Here is an 18,097-nt window from a genome sequence, read left to right on the forward strand (position 1 = left end):
ATGGCATTATCCAAAAATACAAAACTGGTGATTTTAATGGCTATCCCATTGATCACTTTCTTACTACCTGCTCCTGATGGGCTTTCTTTGATTGCTTGGCGATTACTTGGTGTTTATATCGCCACTATCGTTGGGCTTGTGCTTAAACCTTATGGCGAGCCCGTTATCTTATTGGCTGCAATTGCGGTTTCTGGTGTTATCATCGGTAATACTGAAGGGGCTAAAGAATTGGTTAAAGTCGGCAATATGTTGGATGGTTATAAATCTGGCACAACATGGCTTATTTTTACCGCATTCACTTTGAGTTCAGCATTTGTAATCACAGGTCTAGGTAAACGTATCGCCTATCATATGATCGGCGCAATGGGTAGCACAACCCTACGCTTAGGCTATGTTACCATGTTCTTAGATCTTTTACTCTCGCCAGCAACGCCCTCTAACACCGCACGTTCAGGTGGGATTATCTTTCCAATCATTAATAGCGTAGTGGTTGCTCTTGGTTCAGATCCAGAAAAAAGCCCGAAAAAAGCAGGGCGTTATTTGATGATGAACGTATATATGGTGGTTAAAACTACCTCTTATATTTTCTTAACCGCAATGGCGCCTAATGCCTTAGCTCTTTCATTAATGGCACCAATTCTTGGTTTTGAAACCACTTGGATCAAATGGTTCTTAGCTGCATCCGTACCCGGCTTACTCTGCTTATTCTTAATTCCATTAATTTGTTATTGGGTATCTCCACCAGAATTGAAAAAAGTGGATAATAAAGCCATTGCGAAAAAAGGCTTAGAAGAATTAGGTCCAATGTCTTTTCGTGAAAAAGCACTCAGCGTGTTATTCGTAATTGCATTATTCGGCTGGATTTTCTCTAATTCACTTCATATCAATGCTACCATTGTTGCAATCATTGTAATGGTGCTTTGTATTGTATTAAGTATCGTCACCTGGGACGATATCCTAAAAAGCAAAGGTGCATGGAATACCCTAGTATGGTATGGTGGTATCATCGGTATGTCTGGCTTGCTTGAAAAAGCTGGCTTCTTCAAATGGTTAGCAAAAACCCTAAGTACCATACTTCAGTTTGAGGGACATGGTATGATGGCGTTAATAGTGATTCTTACCTTAAGTGTCTCTGTACGTTATTTATTTGCATCAGGCGGTGCATATGTAGCTGCAATGGTACCCGTATTTGCAACGGTCGGACATGTAACAGGTGCTCCTACTGAATTGCTTGCTCTAGGCTTAGTCTTTGCTAATTCTTATGGTGGTTCAGTAACTCACTACGGAGGCGGACCAGGTCCAATTGCATTCGGTGCAGGTTATAATGATATAAAATCTTGGTGGATTACTGGCGCGATCATTGCTTTTGGTAGTTTAATTATCCATCTAACTATCGGTATGGCATGGTGGAAATTATTAATGAGTTTAGGCTGGTTATAGGCTGATCTTTTTTTAATTTAACTGCTATTTTGACGGTGTAGTAGACAAAGTAGTTGATTATAAATATATGCTTGCGCTTTCCTAAAAAGTGAGCTCTATTTAATCCTTTTGGTTTACCTTGAATATACACATCGTTGTAATCGCGATAAGCTAGTATTTCCTTTAATTTTATGAACTAATATTTACCTCATACTGCATTATATCTTGAGTATATTTATGAATATCTTATTTTTTAATGATTTACAAGCCTTTCTAGCTTATCAAAATATCCTGTTTAGTGTCTTTCACCGAATATTCACTAGCCAGAATTATCGTAAGTCTGTAAAATAGCCGACCGCTTTATTCGACTAATTATTTATAACACCTGACGATATTGTAGAAAATGACTCAAAAATTACATATTAAAACTTGGGGCTGTCAGATGAATGAATATGATTCATCTAAAATGGCAGATCTTTTATTAAGCACTCACGGATTAGAACTCACGGAAGCACCTGAAGAAGCAGACGTATTATTATTGAATACCTGTTCTATTCGTGAAAAAGCACAAGAAAAAGTGTTTCATCAACTTGGACGTTGGAAAGAATTAAAGAAAAATAATCCAAATTTAGTAATTGGCGTGGGCGGCTGTGTGGCTTCTCAAGAAGGGGAACATATTCGCCATCGTGCGCCTTATGTGGATATTATTTTTGGCCCACAAACTTTGCATCGCTTGCCTGAAATGATTAATCAAATTCGTGGCGGTAAAAGTTCTGTGGTTGATGTGAGTTTCCCTGAAATTGAGAAATTTGACCGCTTACCTGAACCTCGCGCAGAAGGCCCAACTGCATTTGTTTCCATTATGGAAGGTTGTAATAAATACTGTACTTTCTGTGTTGTGCCTTATACTCGTGGGGAAGAAGTTAGTCGTCCTGTAGATGATGTGTTATTTGAAATTGCGCAACTTGCGGAACAAGGCGTGCGTGAGGTTAATCTACTTGGTCAAAACGTGAATGCTTATCGTGGGCCAACGCACGATGGTCAAATTTGTAGCTTTGCGGAACTGCTTCGTCTTGTTGCATCAATTGATGGTATTGATCGTTTACGTTTCACAACCAGTCATCCAATAGAATTTACAAATGATATCATTGATGTGTATCGTGACACGCCTGAATTAGTGAGTTTCTTGCATCTTCCAGTGCAAGCAGGATCTGACCGTGTATTAACGATGATGAAACGTGGTCATACCGCATTAGAATATAAATCTATTATTCGTAAACTTCGTGCAGTGCGTCCAGATATTCAAATCAGCTCTGACTTTATTGTTGGTTTCCCAGGGGAAACTGCGGAAGATTTTGAGCAAACTATGAATTTGATTGCACAAGTAAACTTTGATATGAGCTTCAGTTTTGTGTATTCTGCCCGACCAGGTACGCCTGCTGCAGATATGCCAGATGATGTGACGGAAGATGAAAAGAAACAGCGTCTTTATGTGCTACAAGAGCGTATTAATCAACAAGCCGCACAATTTAGTCGTCGTATGCTTGGCACAGAGCAGCGCGTGTTAGTTGAAGGGCCATCGAAGAAGGATATTATGGAATTAACAGGACGCACTGAAACAAATCGTATTGTTAATTTCCAAGGTTCTCCAGAAATGATCGGTAAGTTTGTGGATGTAAAAATTACTGATGTTTATACTAATTCGTTACGTGGCGAAGTGGTGCGTACTGAAGATGAAATGGGATTACGTATTGCACAATCGCCACAAGAAGTGATGAATCGCACGCGTAAAGAAGATGAATTAGGCGTAGGGCGTTATCACGGCTAATTAAAATGCTGAAATATTCAACTGCACTTTGAGAGATTAAAGTGCGGTTATTTTTTAGAGATATATGGTTTAGATTTGCCAATCAATTGGTTTCATTCCATTGCTTTTCAAATATGAATTTGTTTTGGAAAAATGATGACAGCCAAAGAAACCTCGATGGGCTGAAAGTGGGGAAGGGTGCGGAGCCGTTAAAACAAGGTGACGAGTGCGGTCAATAATTTGTCCTTTTTTTTGTGCGTGACTGCCCCAAAGTAAAAATACCAGTTTTTCACGATGTTCATTAAGCACCGCAATAACTTTATCTGTAAACCTTTCCCAACCTAAATTGGCGTGTGAATGTGCCATACCTCGTTCCACGGTAAGCACTGTGTTAAGTAGCAATACCCCTTGTTCTGCCCATTTGATTAAATAACCATGTGATGGCATTTGGAATCCCGAAATATCTTGTGTGAGTTCTTTATACATATTTAATAGGGAAGGGGGAATTGCTACTTCAGGTTTTACAGAAAAAGCCAAGCCGTGCGCTTGATTTGCTCCGTGATAAGGATCTTGACCTAAAATTACTACTTTTACATCTTCAAAAGCAGTATATTTGAATGCGTTAAATACCTCTTCTTGTGGTGGATAAATTGTTTTTCCGCTTGCTCTTGCAAGATGAACCTGTTGTAGTGCGTGTTGAAAGTAAGGTTGTTCTTTTTCTTTTCCGATAACGTCTGTCCAGTTTTTCATTATTCTATCCTATTAATAAGTTTTTATTCATTATAAACAAAAACATTCATTCAATAAAAAGTTAAATTAATGTTAAATTATTGATATAAATTTTATTTAAAAATTAATAAATTTTAATTTAGATCAAATTTATAAAAATTAATTAAAAAAATAACCTGCTCTTTATCAAATAAATCTAAAATAATTTGAAATATTAAAATGATTTGATAAAATTTGTACAGTTTTATTATTTTCGTGCCAATTAGGAGGCTATTATGATTAAAGGTATTCAAATTACTCAAGCGGCAAATGACAATTTGCTTAATTCATTCTGGTTATTAGACAGCGAAAAAAATGAAGCTCGTTGCTTGTGTGCAAAAGGCGAATTTGCTGAAGACCAAGTTGTTGCAGTGAGCGAATTAGGTCAAATCGAATACCGTGAATTACCAGTAAACGTAGCACCAACTGTAAAAGTTGAAGGTGGCCAACATTTAAACGTGAACGTATTACGTCGTGAAACTTTAGAAGATGCGGTAAATAACCCAGATAAATATCCACAATTAACTATCCGTGTTTCTGGTTACGCAGTACGTTTCAACTCTTTAACGCCAGAACAACAACGCGACGTTATCACTCGTACTTTCACTGAAAGCCTATAATTTCAGTTTGAATGAAAAAAAGAAACCCCGAAGTTATTCGGGGTTTTGTTTTATCTAAAAGGTTAAAAAATTTGACCGCACTTTTCCTTTTCATCTCTAGCGATTTCCGCGCTTTTCAGGTAGAATCCGCCAGTTAAATTTATTGATTTTTTGAGAAAAACTATCTTTTATGAAGAATATTCGCAACTTTTCTATTATTGCCCATATTGACCACGGTAAATCAACGCTTTCTGACCGTTTGATTCAAACTTGTGGTGGCCTTTCGGATCGTGAAATGGAAGCGCAAGTGCTAGATTCAATGGATCTTGAGCGTGAACGTGGAATTACCATCAAAGCACAAAGTGTGACTTTAAATTATAAAGCCAAAGATGGCGAAACTTATCAATTAAACTTCATCGATACACCAGGACACGTGGACTTTTCTTATGAAGTGTCTCGCTCTCTTGCTGCTTGTGAAGGGGCGTTGTTAGTTGTGGATGCAGGACAAGGAGTTGAAGCCCAAACTCTGGCAAACTGTTATACCGCAATCGAAATGGATTTAGAAGTAGTGCCGATTTTGAATAAAATCGACTTGCCTGCCGCAGATCCTGAACGTGTAGCGGAAGAAATTGAAGATATCGTGGGAATTGATGCGATGGAAGCGGTTCAATGCTCAGCTAAAACGGGTGTGGGTATCGAAGATGTATTAGAAGAAATCGTGGCAAAAATTCCCGCACCAGAAGGCGATCCTAATGCACCATTACAAGCATTGATTATTGATTCTTGGTTCGATAACTATTTGGGCGTGGTATCTTTAGTGCGTATTAAAAACGGGGTATTACGTAAAGGCGATAAAATTAAAGTGATGTCCACAGGGCAAACTTACAACGTAGATCGTTTAGGGATTTTTACGCCAAAACAAGAAGATACGACTGTTTTAGAATGTGGCGAAGTGGGTTGGGTTGTTTGTGCGATTAAAGATATTTTAGGCGCGCCAGTTGGGGATACCTTAACCCATCAACATAATTCTGCAACTGAAGTGTTGCCAGGTTTTAAAAAAGTAAAACCACAGGTTTATGCTGGGCTTTTCCCTGTAAGTTCTGATGATTATGAAGCATTTCGTGATGCACTTGGCAAATTAAGTTTAAACGATGCATCACTTTTCTATGAACCAGAAACTTCGACCGCACTTGGCTTTGGTTTCCGTTGTGGTTTCCTTGGCCTTTTACACATGGAAATCATTCAAGAGCGTCTAGAGCGTGAGTATGATTTAGATCTTATCACGACTGCGCCAACGGTAATTTACGAAGTGCAATTAACGAATGGCGAGGTTGTTTATGTGGATAGTCCTGCAAAATTGCCTCCACTTAATAATATTGCTGAAATTCGCGAGCCAATCGCAGAATGTAATATGCTGGTGCCGCAAGAATATTTAGGTAATGTTATTACCCTTTGCGTTGAAAAACGTGGCGTGCAAACCAATATGGTATATCACGGTAATCAGATTGCACTGACTTATGAAATTCCAATGGGTGAAGTTGTTCTAGACTTTTTTGACCGTTTAAAATCAACATCGCGTGGTTATGCTTCGTTAGATTACGGTTTCAAACGTTTCCAAGCGGCAGATATGGTTCGCGTGGATATTATGATTAACAGCGAACGAGTGGATGCGTTGGCTTTAATCGTTCATAAAGATAATTCACAATATCGTGGTCGTGAATTGGTTGAAAAAATGCGTGAGTTAATTCCTCGTCAGCAATTTGATATTGCCATTCAAGCAGCTATTGGAAACCACATTATTGCGCGTTCAACCGTAAAACAATTACGTAAAAACGTATTGGCAAAATGTTATGGTGGTGACGTGAGCCGTAAGAAAAAACTCTTGCAGAAACAGAAAGAGGGTAAAAAACGTATGAAATCTTTGGGTAATGTAGAAGTGCCACAAGAGGCGTTTTTAGCAATTTTACACGTAGGAAAAGATAAATAAGGAAAATTATGTCAAATTTATTTTTTGTGATTTTATTAGCTGTGGGTTTTGGTGTGTGGAAAGTATTAGATTATTTTCAGCTGCCAAATACTTTTAGTATTTTGTTACTAATTTTGACCGCACTTTCTGGCGTATTATGGTGTTATCATCGTTTTGTGGTGCTGCCAAAACGTCATCGTCAAGTGGCTCGTGCAGAACAACGTTCTGGCAAAACTTTAAGTCAGGAAGAAAAAGCCAAAATTGAACCGATTTCTGAGGCTTCAGAATTTTTATCTTCACTTTTTCCTGTGCTTGCAGTGGTATTTTTGGTTCGTTCTTTTTTGTTTGAACCGTTTCAAATTCCCTCTGGCTCAATGGAATCCACCTTACGTGTTGGCGATTTTTTAATTGTGAATAAATATGCTTATGGTGTGAAAGATCCGATTTTCCAAAACACCATTATTGCAGGCGAAAAACCACAACGTGGCGATGTAATTGTGTTTAAAGCACCACAACAAGCGTTAATTCGTACAGGTCTTGGGGCAACGCGAGCGGCTTTTGCAGAAAATCTTGCGTTAAGTTCAAAAGATAATATGTCTGGTGTTGATTATATTAAACGTATTGTTGGAAAGGGCGGAGACCGCATAATTTTTGATGTGGAACAAAAAACATTAAAAATTGTATATGGTAAAGAAGGTAAACCTTGTGAAATTGATTGCGAAACCAAGGCGTTTGAATATACACAAAATCCAACAAATCCAGCTTTTCCTAATGAATTAGAATTGACTGAAAAAGGCGATGTAACACACAATGTGTTAATTAGTGAATATCGTCGTTATTCAGGCTCTGAATTTTTCCCACAAGAGGGGATGCAAACTGCAGAATGGCTTGTGCCAGAAGGGCAGTATTTTGTGATGGGGGATCATCGCGATCACAGTGATGATAGCCGTTTCTGGGGCTTTGTGCCTGAAAAAAATATTGTGGGGAAAGCCACTTATATTTGGATGAGCTTAGAAAAAGAAGCGAATGAATGGCCAACAGGTTTCCGTTTTGATCGTTTCTTTACAGCAATAAAATAAGATGAATCATTTAGATCGACTTGAGCGTAAAATCGGTTATCGTTTTAATGATATTGCGCTCTTAAAGCTGGCACTTACGCATCGAAGTGCGGCAACTCAACATAATGAACGCCTAGAATTTCTAGGCGATTCCATTCTTAATTTCACTATCGCTGAAGCACTTTATCATCAGTTTCCACGTTGTAATGAAGGCGAACTAAGCCGTATGCGAGCTACTTTGGTGCGAGAACCCACTTTAGCGATTTTAGCGCGCCAATTTGAATTAGGCGATTATATGTTGCTTGGTTCTGGCGAGCTAAAGAGCGGTGGTTTTCGCCGTGAATCTATTCTTGCCGATTGTGTAGAAGCGATTATTGGTGCAATGTCTTTGGATCAAGGATTGGCTGTGACGACCCAAGTGATTCGAAATTGGTATCAACAATTATTGGCAGAAATTAAACCAGGCGATAATCAAAAAGATGCGAAAACGCGTTTACAAGAATATTTACAAGGCAAACATCTGCCATTGCCAACTTATGAAGTGGTAAATATTCAAGGGGAAGCCCATTGCCAAATTTTCACTGTTGAATGTAAAGTGAAAAGTGCGGAGAAAATTGACCGCACTTTTGTGGCAAAAGGATCTAGCCGTCGTAAAGCCGAACAAGCGGCAGCAGAACAAATTTTAAAAGAACTGGACATCAAATGACCGAACAATTCGACAAAACCTATTGCGGCTTTATTGCTATCGTAGGTCGCCCAAATGTGGGTAAATCAACACTCTTAAACAAAATTTTAGGACAAAAAATTTCAATTACATCACGTAAAGCACAAACCACCCGTCACCGCATTGTTGGGATTAAAACTGAAGGGGCATACCAAGAAATCTATGTGGACACCCCAGGGCTTCACATTGAGGAAAAACGCGCAATTAACCGCTTAATGAACCGAGCTGCAAGTAGTGCTATCGGCGATGTTGATTTAATTATTTTTGTCGTAGATGGCACACATTGGAATGCAGATGATGAGATGGTGCTAAACAAATTACGCAATGCAAAATCCCCCGTTGTGCTTGCTATCAACAAAGTAGATAACATCAAAAATAAAGATGATTTATTGCCGTTTATTACAGATCTTAGCAGTAAATTTAATTTTGCTCACATTGTGCCAATTTCTGCACAGCGTGGTAATAATGTTCATGAATTAGAGAAAATTGTACGCCAATCTTTACGCGAAGGTGTGCATCATTTCCCAGAAGATTATGTTACAGATCGTTCGCAACGTTTTATGGCATCGGAAATAATCCGTGAAAAATTAATGCGTTTTACGGGAGAAGAATTGCCTTACTCTGTTACTGTTGAAATCGAACAATTCAAAGTGAATGAACGTGGTACTTATGAAATAAATGGATTAATTCTGGTTGAGCGTGAGGGGCAGAAAAAAATGGTAATTGGTGCGGGCGGTCAAAAAATTAAAACTATTGGTATGGAAGCACGTGCTGATATGGAACGTTTATTTGATAACAAAGTCCATCTTGAACTTTGGGTAAAAGTGAAATCAGGTTGGGCAGATGATGAACGTGCGCTACGTAGTTTAGGATATATGGATGAATAAAGTGCGGTAAAATTTATACGCATAATAAAAATCCCCATTATTGTGATGGGGATTTTTTTGTTTCTAATTTTTCACTGAATACACTTTAAATTTTCCTGTTTGAGCAAGAACTTGATAATCATTGAAATGTTGTTTAAGTAGCTCGGGATAAGGCAAAAATGAATTGGCGACAATACGTAATTCTCCACCTTGATTAAGATGCCATTTCGCTTGAGTGATAAGTTCTTTTACGGCTCGATAAGCGGTATCAATGCCATCATGGAATGGTGGATTCGAAATAATCAAATCAAATTTTCCTTCTATATCAGAAAAGACATCACTGGCGTGAATCTTCCCTTGTAATTGATTTTCCGAAAGTGTTTTACGCGCTGATTCTAACGCCATAGCGTGAATATCTGTCATTGTAATTTGTGTGTTAGGCGAGCGTTTTTTTATCATAGAGCCAATTACTCCCGCGCCACAGCCAAGATCAAGCACTTTTCCTTTTATTTTATTATCAATGGTTGAAAGTAACAGTTCCGTGCCTGTGTCTAATTCCGCCGCACTAAATACCCCAGGTAAACTATAGATAGTTAAGTCTTCAAGTGTTGAATGTTGATAGGTTTTCCAGAAATTTTTAAGCTCAAAGTTCGGTTTATTTTGTAGTGAAAAATGATATAAACCACAACGGCGAGCAGAGTCAATTTTTGCTATTTCCCCATAGGGTGCTAATGTTTTTTCTACTGAACGTACGCCACAACGATTTTCGCCAATAATTAATATTTCTTGACCAATAGGAGCTTGAGACAATAGTTGAAGCAGTTGGAAATTGACTTCTTGTTTGTTTTTAGTCCAATAATAAACGATTAAATCGGCTTGATCTTGAAATTCAACGGAAAAATTGACCGCACTTTGCGTTCTTGCATAGTCAAAATAGCAGCTCCAAATTTGGATTGATTGGCATTTTGAGGCTAATGTTTGAGGAAAATTATCAGAAATTCCTCCAGCAAATAATACCGATTTACCGTCAAAAAATGAAAGATGGCGTTCTAAAACTTGGCTTTCTAGAGAAATCACGCTTTGAATCCTGTGGGTTATTAGTTAAAATTATGCGTCATTTTAGCAAAGATTAATGAAAGAAATTAACACTATTTTTCAAGCAACGTTTTTAAAAATTCACTTATGAACAGACGCGATCTTCTTTTACAAGAAATGGGCATTTCCCAGTGGGAATTATATCGCCCCGAGGTGCTGCAAGGTTCCGTAGGAATCAGTGTGGCAGAGAATATTCGCTTTATCACTGTTTCCGATGAGAATATCAGTAGCTCGCCTTTGTTGGCTGATGTGCTGTTAAGCCTTGAGCTTAAAAAAGAAAATTGCTTATGTTTGAATTACGATCAAATCCAGCATATGGAATGTAAGCAACCTATTCGTTATTGGTTACTATCAGAAAATAGCGACCAAATTGACCGCACTTTAGCATTTTGTGTGCAGGCAGAGCAGGTTTATCGCTCGCCAAGTTGGCAGCAATTTCAATTTAATCACCAAGCCAAACGAGTGTTGTGGCAACAAATTCAGCAGCCTTAATTATGTCTATTATTTCTCAAATTGAAGCCTGTGATTTCGAGCGATTGTATGAAATCGAACAGCAAGCACATCTGGTGCCTTGGTCGCTGGGGACGTTAAAAAATAATCAAGGGGATCGTTATCTCAATTTAAAATTAATTGAGAATAATCAGATTATCGGTTTTGCGATTTGCCAAACCGTATTAGATGAAGCGAATTTGTTTAATATTGCGATTTTGCCTAATTATCAAGGTTGTGGATTTGGCAAATTATTGTTAGACGAATTAATCTTTCAATTAAAGGAAAGAGGTGTACAGACTTTATGGCTAGAAGTCAGAGAGTCTAACCCCGCTCGTTTCTTGTATGAAAAAATTGGTTTTAATGAAGTCGATATTCGGAAAAATTATTATCCGAAACCCAGTGGTGGACGAGAAAATGCCGTAGTAATGGCGTGTTATCTATAGATTTAAATAATTAGCCTAGATATTTCTAGGCTATATTTTTATGCTGCTTCTGCAGGAAAAACAAATGGATTTAATCCGCTGCGTGCGAAACCCTTTTCTTCCATTTCAATATCTAAGAAAATGGAGGCCAAATCATCGGCTACAGGTTCTACGTAAGGATCTTTTTCCTGGAACATCATTTTTAAGTAACTTTCACAGCTACCACAGGTTTCAGCACGAACAAGTGCAAGTTCTTCATCTAATGACCACATTTCGAGTTTGTCGTGGTTATTACAGTTGGTGCATTGTGCACGTACTAAATTCCATTCACTTTCACATAAATTACAATGTAAGTAGCGTAAACCTTGTGATGTACCAATTTGTACCATACTTGCCACAGGTAAAGAACCACAAACAGGGCAGTGATGTAAATTTTCGGCGTTCTCAACTTGGCTATTATGGGGAATTTGCTGGGCGAGCTGTAACCAATAAAGGGAAAGTGCAGCCCAAATAAAGACGGCTTTATCACTGCTGACTAAATTAAATTCTTGTGCTAATAGCTTATTTGCCATTTCTTCTAATTCGGCAGAGGAGGCTTTTTCAAGAAATTCGATTGTTGCAGAAATTTGCTCGTTAGCTTTGGGCTTTATTTCATCAAGAATTTCAGTTAAGTATTCACGCCAGATACTGTCTCGCTTAAAGGTTTTGGCATTTAGTGGCTCGATAGCATTTAACTGTTCAAGCTGTTGTGGCGGTAAAGGATTTTTTTCTAACGTGGAAAGTTGGCTTTCAACTATATCTGCAGCAAATAATAAATAATCAGATAGAGGATGATTTTGTGCTAAGTCTCTTAAACGTTTCGCTCTGCGTTGGTAAAGATTTTTAGGATTGGCAAATAAAACCGCTGGGGCTTGATATGAATTTGCTACTTGTTTAATTTCTGATTCAGATAAGATTTTGATACTCATATTCTCTCACTTTTATAATAAAAAGTGCGGTCAATTTTAACCGCACTTTTTCTTTTTCAGGATTTCAGCTTATTTGCCAAATCCTTTAAATAAGACTTTGGTTTTACCTACTTTGCCAGATTGCTCGTTGAGTAAATCTTCCTCAAGTTTTGATAAAACTTCTTCACGATACCATCTTGGGTGGTGTTTTTTCGCCCAACGAACGGTTACCCAACCTTCAACAATACCGCGAATTGATCCTTTAACCCAAAATGCCATATATATATGCACTAAGATACCAGTGAATAACATAAAAGCACTTGCAGAGTGGAGTAAAATAGCAATTCGCAATACTGGGATTGAGAAGTAATGTGAAAAATATTGACGCCACATAATGATGCCAGTGACTAATAACGTTACCATCGCCAAGTTTAATGTCCAGAAGAGCATTTTTTGACCAAGGTTATATTTACCGTTGTCAGCAACTGCGTGTTCATTCCCTTTAAGCACTTCAACGACACCTTTTGCCCAGCGAATATCGTTTTTTTCTGGAATATTGTGATCCCAGTACAATAACGCTAAGTAGATGAAAGCGAAGAACATTAAAATCCCTGTGAATGGGTGAATGGCGCGCGCAATTTGTGGTGTACCCAAAATTTCTGTGAGCCAAGCAAAGTCAGGGAAGAAAAATGCAACGCCAGTGAACATCGTCATAAAAAAGCAAATAACCAACATCCAGTGACTAATACGCGCTGGGGTTCTATGACGGATAACGCGAGTATCGTTGCTAATTTCAATTTTACTCATTGTTTTCCCCCTTAGACGGTTTATTTTCTTCAAATTCGTGATGATGATCTTCTACATCTTCTTCTACATTTGGGCCAACGGTTAAGTAATGTGCAACTTCTGCTAGAGCTAGACCACCCATTGCCACTGCAGCGAATGGTTTCAATACATCTTTCCATAAGGTCACACTCAAATCAATTTGAGGATCTTTTGGAAGACCATTGTAAAGCTCAGGTTTATCTGCGTGATGCAACACATACATTACGTGTGTACCGCCTACACCCGGAGGATCGTAAAGTCCTGCGTTTTCATAACCACGGGATTTTAAATCTGCCACGCGTTGTTCTGCGTAAATTTTCATTTCTTCTTTAGAGCCGAAACGAATCGCACCTGTTGGACAGGTTTTCACGCAAGCTGGTTCTTGTCCTACAGAAACACGATCCACACAAAGGGTGCATTTGTATACACGATTGTCTTCAGGATTCATACGTGGAATATTGAATGGACAGCCTGCAATACAATAACCACAACCAATACATTTATCGGATTGGAAATCTACAATACCGTTAGCATATTGAATGATCGCACCAGGTGCTGGACAAGCCTTTAAACAACCAGGTTCTGCGCAGTGCATACAGCCATCTTTACGAATCAGCCATTCTAAACGATCGTTTTCTTCAACTTCGTTAAAACGCATCACCGTCCACGCTTTTGCATCAAGATCAACTGGATTGTCATAAACCCCAACACATTGTGCATTGACATCAGAGCGAATATCATTCCACTCTGAACAACCCACTTGGCAGGCTTTACATCCGATACAAGTTGAAACATCAATTAATTTTGCGACTTCGACTTTATGATCTCTCGCTTGTGGTGCTGGTGTTAAACTAGATGTTGCGGAGATTTTAATAACGTCTTGCGTTTGAACGCCTTGAGCAGTTCCGGCCATATTATGCCTCCCCAACTTTTTCAATATTTACCAAGAATGTTTTGTATTCTGGTGTTTGCGTGATTGCCTCACCCCAAGATGGTGTTAAGGTATTAGTAGAGAATCCACGGTTACCTTTGCCATTCAATGCCTTCATATTCCAGTGTATTGGAAGACCTATATGGTGTACGACACGTCCATCAATTTCGAGATCTTTAAGACGTTTTGTAACCACGGCAACCGCTTTAATATAGCCACGACGAGAAGTAATTTTTACCATATCGCCTTTTTGGATGCCTTTTTCTGCCGCTAATTTTTCGCCAATTTCCACAAATTGTTGTGGTTGTGCGATGATATTTAATGCAGATTGTGCAGTCCAGCTGTGGAAATGCTCGGTTAAACGATAAGTTGTTGCTACAAATGGATAGTCTTTATTTGAACCAATAAATTCACGATCTTCTTTATAGATACGTAAAGTTGGATCTGTCACTACATTTGGATGAAGTGGGTTTGTATCAATTGGGCTTTCAACTGGTTCATAGTGTTCTGGCATTGGGCCATTTGCAATTTTATCAACGGCAAATAAACGTCCTACGCCTTCTGCGGACATAATGAACGGTCCTGTATCAGAACCTGGTGGTTGCGTACCGTAGTCAGCAATATCAAACCAGTTCCAGTTTTTACCGTTCCATTTGATTAATTGGCGGTTTTTATCCCAAGGATTACCATTGATATCTAATGATGCACGGCTATAAAGTACGCGGCGGTTTGCAGGCCATGCAAAGCCCCAGCCAATAGTACAACCTAAACCCGATGGATCTGAATTATCGCGATTAGCAGTTTGGTTGCCTTTTTCAGTCCATTGACCAACATATAACCAGTTACCTGATGTTGTTGTACCATCATCACGTAAATGTGCAAATCCATTGAGTAATTGACCTTTCTTGTACATCAAGTTACCGTTTGGATCATAAAGATCTTCAAGTGCATAACCATTTAATTCTTTGGCTAATTCAACCGCACTTGGTGAGTGTGGTTGAGCATAATTCCAAGTCATTGCTTCAAAAGATTTAATGCCTTGACCACCCTCTTTTTTATAAAGTTCGTGCATTTCTTCGCGTAGCATAGAAAGAATATCAACATCAGGTAAGGCTTCTCCCGGTTGATCGCAACCTTTCCAGTGCCATTGAGCCCAGCGACCAGAATTAACGATTGATCCGTCTTCTTCTGCGAAACAAGTAGTTGGTAAACGGAAAACTTCTGTTTGAATTTCCGCAGGATTTACATCATTTGACTCACCAAAATTTCTCCAAAATTCTGATGATTCAGTTTGTAATGGATCCATAACGACTAAGTATTTCAGTTTACTCATACCAGATAACGTTTTATTTTTATTTGGTAGTGCATTTAATACGTTAAAACCTTGTAAAATCCAACCGTGTAATTTGCCTTCATTCATCAATTTAACGTGAGTAATCGGATCATATAAGCGATCTGCTTTTGGTAAGAAATCGAATCCCCAGCCATTTTCCTTAGTGGCATTATCTCCGTAGAAAGTTTTCATCATACTAACAAAGAATTTTGAAGTATGACGATAATAGTTCACTTGGTTTGGAACGATATCTTTTGGTGTAATTGCGTTAATGTATTGCTCGTAAGAGGTATCTTTATCGTTTGGCAAACGCATATAACCTGGTAAAGACATTGGCAATAAGCCCATATCTGTCGTACCTTGAACATTGGAGTGTCCACGTAATGCGTTAATACCGCCACCTGGCATCCCCATATTACCTAAAAGTAATTGGATTATCGCCATTGAGCGAATATTTTGTGTACCGATTGAATGCTCTGTAAAACCTAATGCATATAGATGCGTCATCGTTTTATTTGGTACTGAGGTTTTACCAATTTCTTCACAGATTTGTAAGAAGAGTTTTTGTTTTACACCTGTAATACGCTCAACCATTTCTGGGGTATAACGAGAAACGTGCTCTTTTAAGATGTTAATGACACAACGAGGATGTTGTAATGTCATATCACGTTTAGCGTGACCATTTTCATCAAATTGGTAGTTCCATTTAGATTTATCGTAGTTACGTTTTTCTTCGTTGTAACCTACAAATAAACCGTCTTCAAATTTGAAACCTTCATCAATTAAGAATGAAGCATTGGTATAGTGTTTAACATATTCGTGTTGAATTTGATTTGTTTCCAATAGGTAACGGATCACGCCCATTAAGAACGTAATATCAGAACCAGAACGAATTGGCACGTGTAAATCTGCAACGGATGCGGTACGGTTAAAACGCGGATCAATAACGATGATTTTCGCACCGTTTTTCTTCGCTTCAATTGCCCAACGGAAGCCAACAGGATGGGCTTCAGCAGGGTTACCGCCTTGAACGATGATTAAGTTGGCATTTTTAATATCAACCCAGTTATTTGTCATGGCACCGCGACCAAATGATGGAGCAAGACTTGCTACCGTTGGTCCGTGTCAAGTATTCGCTTGGTTACATACTGGCACCATACCGAGCATTCGAATCCACTTTTGCGTTAATAACGCAGCTTCATTGCTCATTGCTGATGCAGTCATAATTCCTGTCGTTGCCCAACGATTAACCGTTTTTCCACTTGCATCTTTTTCAACAAAGTTGGCATCTCGGTCATCTTTCATTAAACGAGCAATACGTTTAATGGCATCTTTCCAAGAAATTCGTTCCCATTTATCAGAACCGGGCGCACGATATTGAGGATATAAAGAACGGCTTTCACTATTGACATAATCGAGTGCGCCAGCACCTTTCGGGCAAAGTGCACCACGACTGACTGGGTGATCTGGATCGCCTTCAATATGAAAGAGTTTTGAACGAGTATTTGTGCCAGTATGGCTACTTAATGAATTGTAAGGTTTGCCTGTGCTATATAACAACATACCGCAACTTACAGCGCAGTATGTACAGGTGTTACGGGATTCAAACGCGCGTAATAATTTATATTCGCGTGGCGCAGCTAATACATTTGCTGGAGCAAAGCCCAACATTGCAGCTGACGTTCCCGCCATACCTCCTGCACAGATCTTGAAGAATTTTCTTCTTGAGACCTGCATAATCACTCCTTTCAACAACAAGTTGTTGAGATATTATAGATAGTAATAAAATTCGTTTAGTAGCTAGATTATGTTGATTTCGTTAAAATAACACTCTCTAGTATATAAATCATCGAAAAAACGCTGATTTATTAGGTGGCTAGGATAGCGATTTTTTAACGATAAATCCATAATCAAATAATATTAGCTTCAACAAATATTGTGATCTAGATCATAAATATAAAAATAATTTAACAGATTTTTTACATTTAACTGATGGGCAGGTAATAAATGCAGTGCTGGATTCGACAAACTATCAACTTTTTTAGAAAGACAAAAAATACAGAAAAATTGACCGCACTTTTGCAACAAAAAGAGGACATACTGGCTGTTGAGATGCCAGTTTCTTTGGTATATAACGGCATTTCTCACGCAGTTATGATGTGTTCCCCAAACAATTTAGAGGATTTTGCTTTAGGCTTTTCTCTAACAGAGGGAATTATTGATAAACCAGAAGATATTTATGGCATTGATGTTGTAGAAGTTTGCAATGGTATTGAAGTGCAAATTGAGCTTTCCAGCCGTAAATTTATGGCATTAAAAGAGCATCGTCGTAATCTTACGGGGCGTACTGGTTGTGGTATTTGTGGTGCAGAACAATTGAATCAAGTATATAAAACTTTTCCAAAATTAGACTGTACTTTTCAATTTGATTTAAATTTGCTAGATAGTTGTCTTATTGATCTTCAAAAAAATCAATTACTTGGATGTAAAACTGGTGCTACCCATGCTTGTGCATTTTTCGATTTATATGGAAATATGTTAGCTATTTACGAAGATGTAGGTCGCCACGTTGCGTTAGATAAATTGCTTGGTTGGCACGCAAAATCGGGTAAGCCTAGAGGTTTTATTTTAGCCTCCAGTCGAGCGAGTTATGAAATGGTGCAAAAAACAGTGGCTTGTGGGGTGGAAATGTTAGTCACGATTTCCGCCGCAACGGATTTAGCAGTAACAATGGCAGAGAAACATAATTTGATTTTAATTGGTTTTGCTAGGGAAGGAAAAGGAAATATTTATAGTGGGCATCAACGACTTCACAATTAACCCCAATCAAGAGAGTGATTTGAGG

16 protein-coding genes are annotated in these 18,097 nt (G+C 38.5%); 10 read left to right on the top strand and 6 right to left on the bottom strand.

Going from position 1 to position 18,097, the window contains the following annotated elements; all coding sequences use genetic code 11:
• Both ACPT9C_RS04685 and miaB read left to right on the top strand, forming a co-directional pair.
• Positions 1-1,440 (top strand): anion permease, encoded by a 1,440-nt coding sequence (locus ACPT9C_RS04685; RefSeq protein WP_042593654.1) that lies wholly within the window; start codon positions 1-3, stop codon positions 1,438-1,440.
• Between the two features lie 382 nt (positions 1,441-1,822).
• A complete protein-coding gene (miaB, locus tag ACPT9C_RS04690) occupies positions 1,823-3,247 on the top strand; it encodes a tRNA (N6-isopentenyl adenosine(37)-C2)-methylthiotransferase MiaB (RefSeq protein ID WP_005687460.1) in 1,425 nt (474 codons plus the stop codon).
• A 69-nt stretch (positions 3,248-3,316) separates the two neighbouring features.
• Here the strand turns inward: miaB and ung are convergent, their stop codons facing one another.
• On the bottom strand, positions 3,317-3,976 hold the full coding sequence (gene ung, locus ACPT9C_RS04695) for a uracil-DNA glycosylase (protein ID WP_118879893.1): 660 nt from the start codon (positions 3,974-3,976) through the stop codon (positions 3,317-3,319).
• Between the two features lie 254 nt (positions 3,977-4,230).
• On the opposite strand from ung, the gene grcA reads away from it, so the two are divergent.
• From grcA to era, 5 genes are all read left to right on the top strand, one after another.
• Positions 4,231-4,614, top strand: a complete 384-nt coding sequence (gene grcA, locus ACPT9C_RS04700; RefSeq protein WP_005628746.1) for an autonomous glycyl radical cofactor GrcA — start codon at positions 4,231-4,233, stop codon at positions 4,612-4,614.
• Between the two features lie 169 nt (positions 4,615-4,783).
• The gene (gene lepA, locus ACPT9C_RS04705; RefSeq protein WP_050847202.1) at positions 4,784-6,580 is read left to right on the top strand and encodes a translation elongation factor 4; all 1,797 of its coding nucleotides are present in this window, start codon (positions 4,784-4,786) and stop codon (positions 6,578-6,580) included.
• Between the two features lie 8 nt (positions 6,581-6,588).
• Complete coding sequence (gene lepB, locus ACPT9C_RS04710; RefSeq protein WP_050949325.1) at positions 6,589-7,638, top strand: signal peptidase I; 1,050 nt, start codon at positions 6,589-6,591, stop codon at positions 7,636-7,638.
• Position 7,639: 1 nt separating this feature from the next.
• Entirely contained in the window at positions 7,640-8,323 is a 684-nt protein-coding gene (gene rnc, locus ACPT9C_RS04715; protein ID WP_032824232.1) for a ribonuclease III, read from the top strand.
• A complete protein-coding gene (gene era / locus ACPT9C_RS04720) occupies positions 8,320-9,228 on the top strand; it encodes a GTPase Era (protein ID WP_021035500.1) in 909 nt (302 codons plus the stop codon). The genes rnc and era overlap by 4 nt, the downstream gene beginning before the upstream one ends.
• Positions 9,229-9,291: 63 nt before the next feature.
• Here the strand turns inward: era and rsmC are convergent, their stop codons facing one another.
• The gene (rsmC, locus tag ACPT9C_RS04725) at positions 9,292-10,284 is read right to left on the bottom strand and encodes a 16S rRNA (guanine(1207)-N(2))-methyltransferase RsmC (RefSeq protein WP_050847204.1); all 993 of its coding nucleotides are present in this window, start codon (positions 10,282-10,284) and stop codon (positions 9,292-9,294) included.
• A gap of 105 nt (positions 10,285-10,389) precedes the next feature.
• Between rsmC and holD the strand changes: the two genes are divergently transcribed.
• Both holD and rimI read left to right on the top strand, forming a co-directional pair.
• Positions 10,390-10,794 (top strand): DNA polymerase III subunit psi, encoded by a 405-nt coding sequence (gene holD / locus ACPT9C_RS04730; RefSeq protein WP_005671672.1) that lies wholly within the window; start codon positions 10,390-10,392, stop codon positions 10,792-10,794.
• A 2-nt stretch (positions 10,795-10,796) separates the two neighbouring features.
• On the top strand, positions 10,797-11,237 hold the full coding sequence (gene rimI / locus ACPT9C_RS04735; RefSeq protein ID WP_050949326.1) for a ribosomal protein S18-alanine N-acetyltransferase: 441 nt from the start codon (positions 10,797-10,799) through the stop codon (positions 11,235-11,237).
• A 38-nt stretch (positions 11,238-11,275) separates the two neighbouring features.
• Here the strand turns inward: rimI and fdhE are convergent, their stop codons facing one another.
• The 4 genes from fdhE to fdnG all read right to left on the bottom strand — a co-directional run bounded on the left by fdhE (position 11,276) and on the right by fdnG (position 16,989).
• Entirely contained in the window at positions 11,276-12,184 is a 909-nt protein-coding gene (gene fdhE / locus ACPT9C_RS04740) for a formate dehydrogenase accessory protein FdhE (protein WP_061671332.1), read from the bottom strand.
• Positions 12,185-12,253: 69 nt separating this feature from the next.
• A complete protein-coding gene (locus tag ACPT9C_RS04745) occupies positions 12,254-12,970 on the bottom strand; it encodes a formate dehydrogenase subunit gamma (RefSeq protein ID WP_050949328.1) in 717 nt (238 codons plus the stop codon).
• On the bottom strand, positions 12,963-13,901 hold the full coding sequence (gene fdxH, locus ACPT9C_RS04750; protein WP_050949329.1) for a formate dehydrogenase subunit beta: 939 nt from the start codon (positions 13,899-13,901) through the stop codon (positions 12,963-12,965). The genes ACPT9C_RS04745 and fdxH overlap by 8 nt, the downstream gene beginning before the upstream one ends.
• Position 13,902: 1 nt before the next feature.
• Entirely contained in the window at positions 13,903-16,989 is a 3,087-nt protein-coding gene (gene fdnG / locus ACPT9C_RS04755; RefSeq protein WP_146114518.1) for a formate dehydrogenase-N subunit alpha, read from the bottom strand.
• A gap of 270 nt (positions 16,990-17,259) precedes the next feature.
• Here fdnG and fdhD point away from each other — a divergent pair, with 270 nt between their 5' ends.
• Positions 17,260-18,072 (top strand): formate dehydrogenase accessory sulfurtransferase FdhD, encoded by an 813-nt coding sequence (gene fdhD, locus ACPT9C_RS04760; protein ID WP_050949331.1) that lies wholly within the window; start codon positions 17,260-17,262, stop codon positions 18,070-18,072.
• Positions 18,073-18,097: the final 25 nt, after the last annotated feature.

This window comes from Haemophilus sp. HN_Hi16 (assembly GCF_049823435.1).
GTDB lineage: Bacteria > Pseudomonadota > Gammaproteobacteria > Enterobacterales > Pasteurellaceae > Haemophilus > Haemophilus influenzae_D.

Coding starts and splice junctions, on each gene's coding strand:
- holD (WP_005671672.1), top strand. CDS start 10,390: ATGAACAGACGCGATCTTCTTTTACAAGAAATGGGCATTTCCCAGTGG.
- fdxH (WP_050949329.1), bottom strand. CDS start 13,901: ATGGCCGGAACTGCTCAAGGCGTTCAAACGCAAGACGTTATTAAAATC.
- rimI (WP_050949326.1), top strand. CDS start 10,797: ATGTCTATTATTTCTCAAATTGAAGCCTGTGATTTCGAGCGATTGTAT.
- lepB (WP_050949325.1), top strand. CDS start 6,589: ATGTCAAATTTATTTTTTGTGATTTTATTAGCTGTGGGTTTTGGTGTG.
- era (WP_021035500.1), top strand. CDS start 8,320: ATGACCGAACAATTCGACAAAACCTATTGCGGCTTTATTGCTATCGTA.
- fdhD (WP_050949331.1), top strand. CDS start 17,260: ATGCAGTGCTGGATTCGACAAACTATCAACTTTTTTAGAAAGACAAAA.
- grcA (WP_005628746.1), top strand. CDS start 4,231: ATGATTAAAGGTATTCAAATTACTCAAGCGGCAAATGACAATTTGCTT.
- ACPT9C_RS04685 (WP_042593654.1), top strand. CDS start 1: ATGGCATTATCCAAAAATACAAAACTGGTGATTTTAATGGCTATCCCA.
- fdhE (WP_061671332.1), bottom strand. CDS start 12,184: ATGAGTATCAAAATCTTATCTGAATCAGAAATTAAACAAGTAGCAAAT.
- ACPT9C_RS04745 (WP_050949328.1), bottom strand. CDS start 12,970: ATGAGTAAAATTGAAATTAGCAACGATACTCGCGTTATCCGTCATAGA.
- ung (WP_118879893.1), bottom strand. CDS start 3,976: ATGAAAAACTGGACAGACGTTATCGGAAAAGAAAAAGAACAACCTTAC.
- lepA (WP_050847202.1), top strand. CDS start 4,784: ATGAAGAATATTCGCAACTTTTCTATTATTGCCCATATTGACCACGGT.
- rnc (WP_032824232.1), top strand. CDS start 7,640: ATGAATCATTTAGATCGACTTGAGCGTAAAATCGGTTATCGTTTTAAT.
- miaB (WP_005687460.1), top strand. CDS start 1,823: ATGACTCAAAAATTACATATTAAAACTTGGGGCTGTCAGATGAATGAA.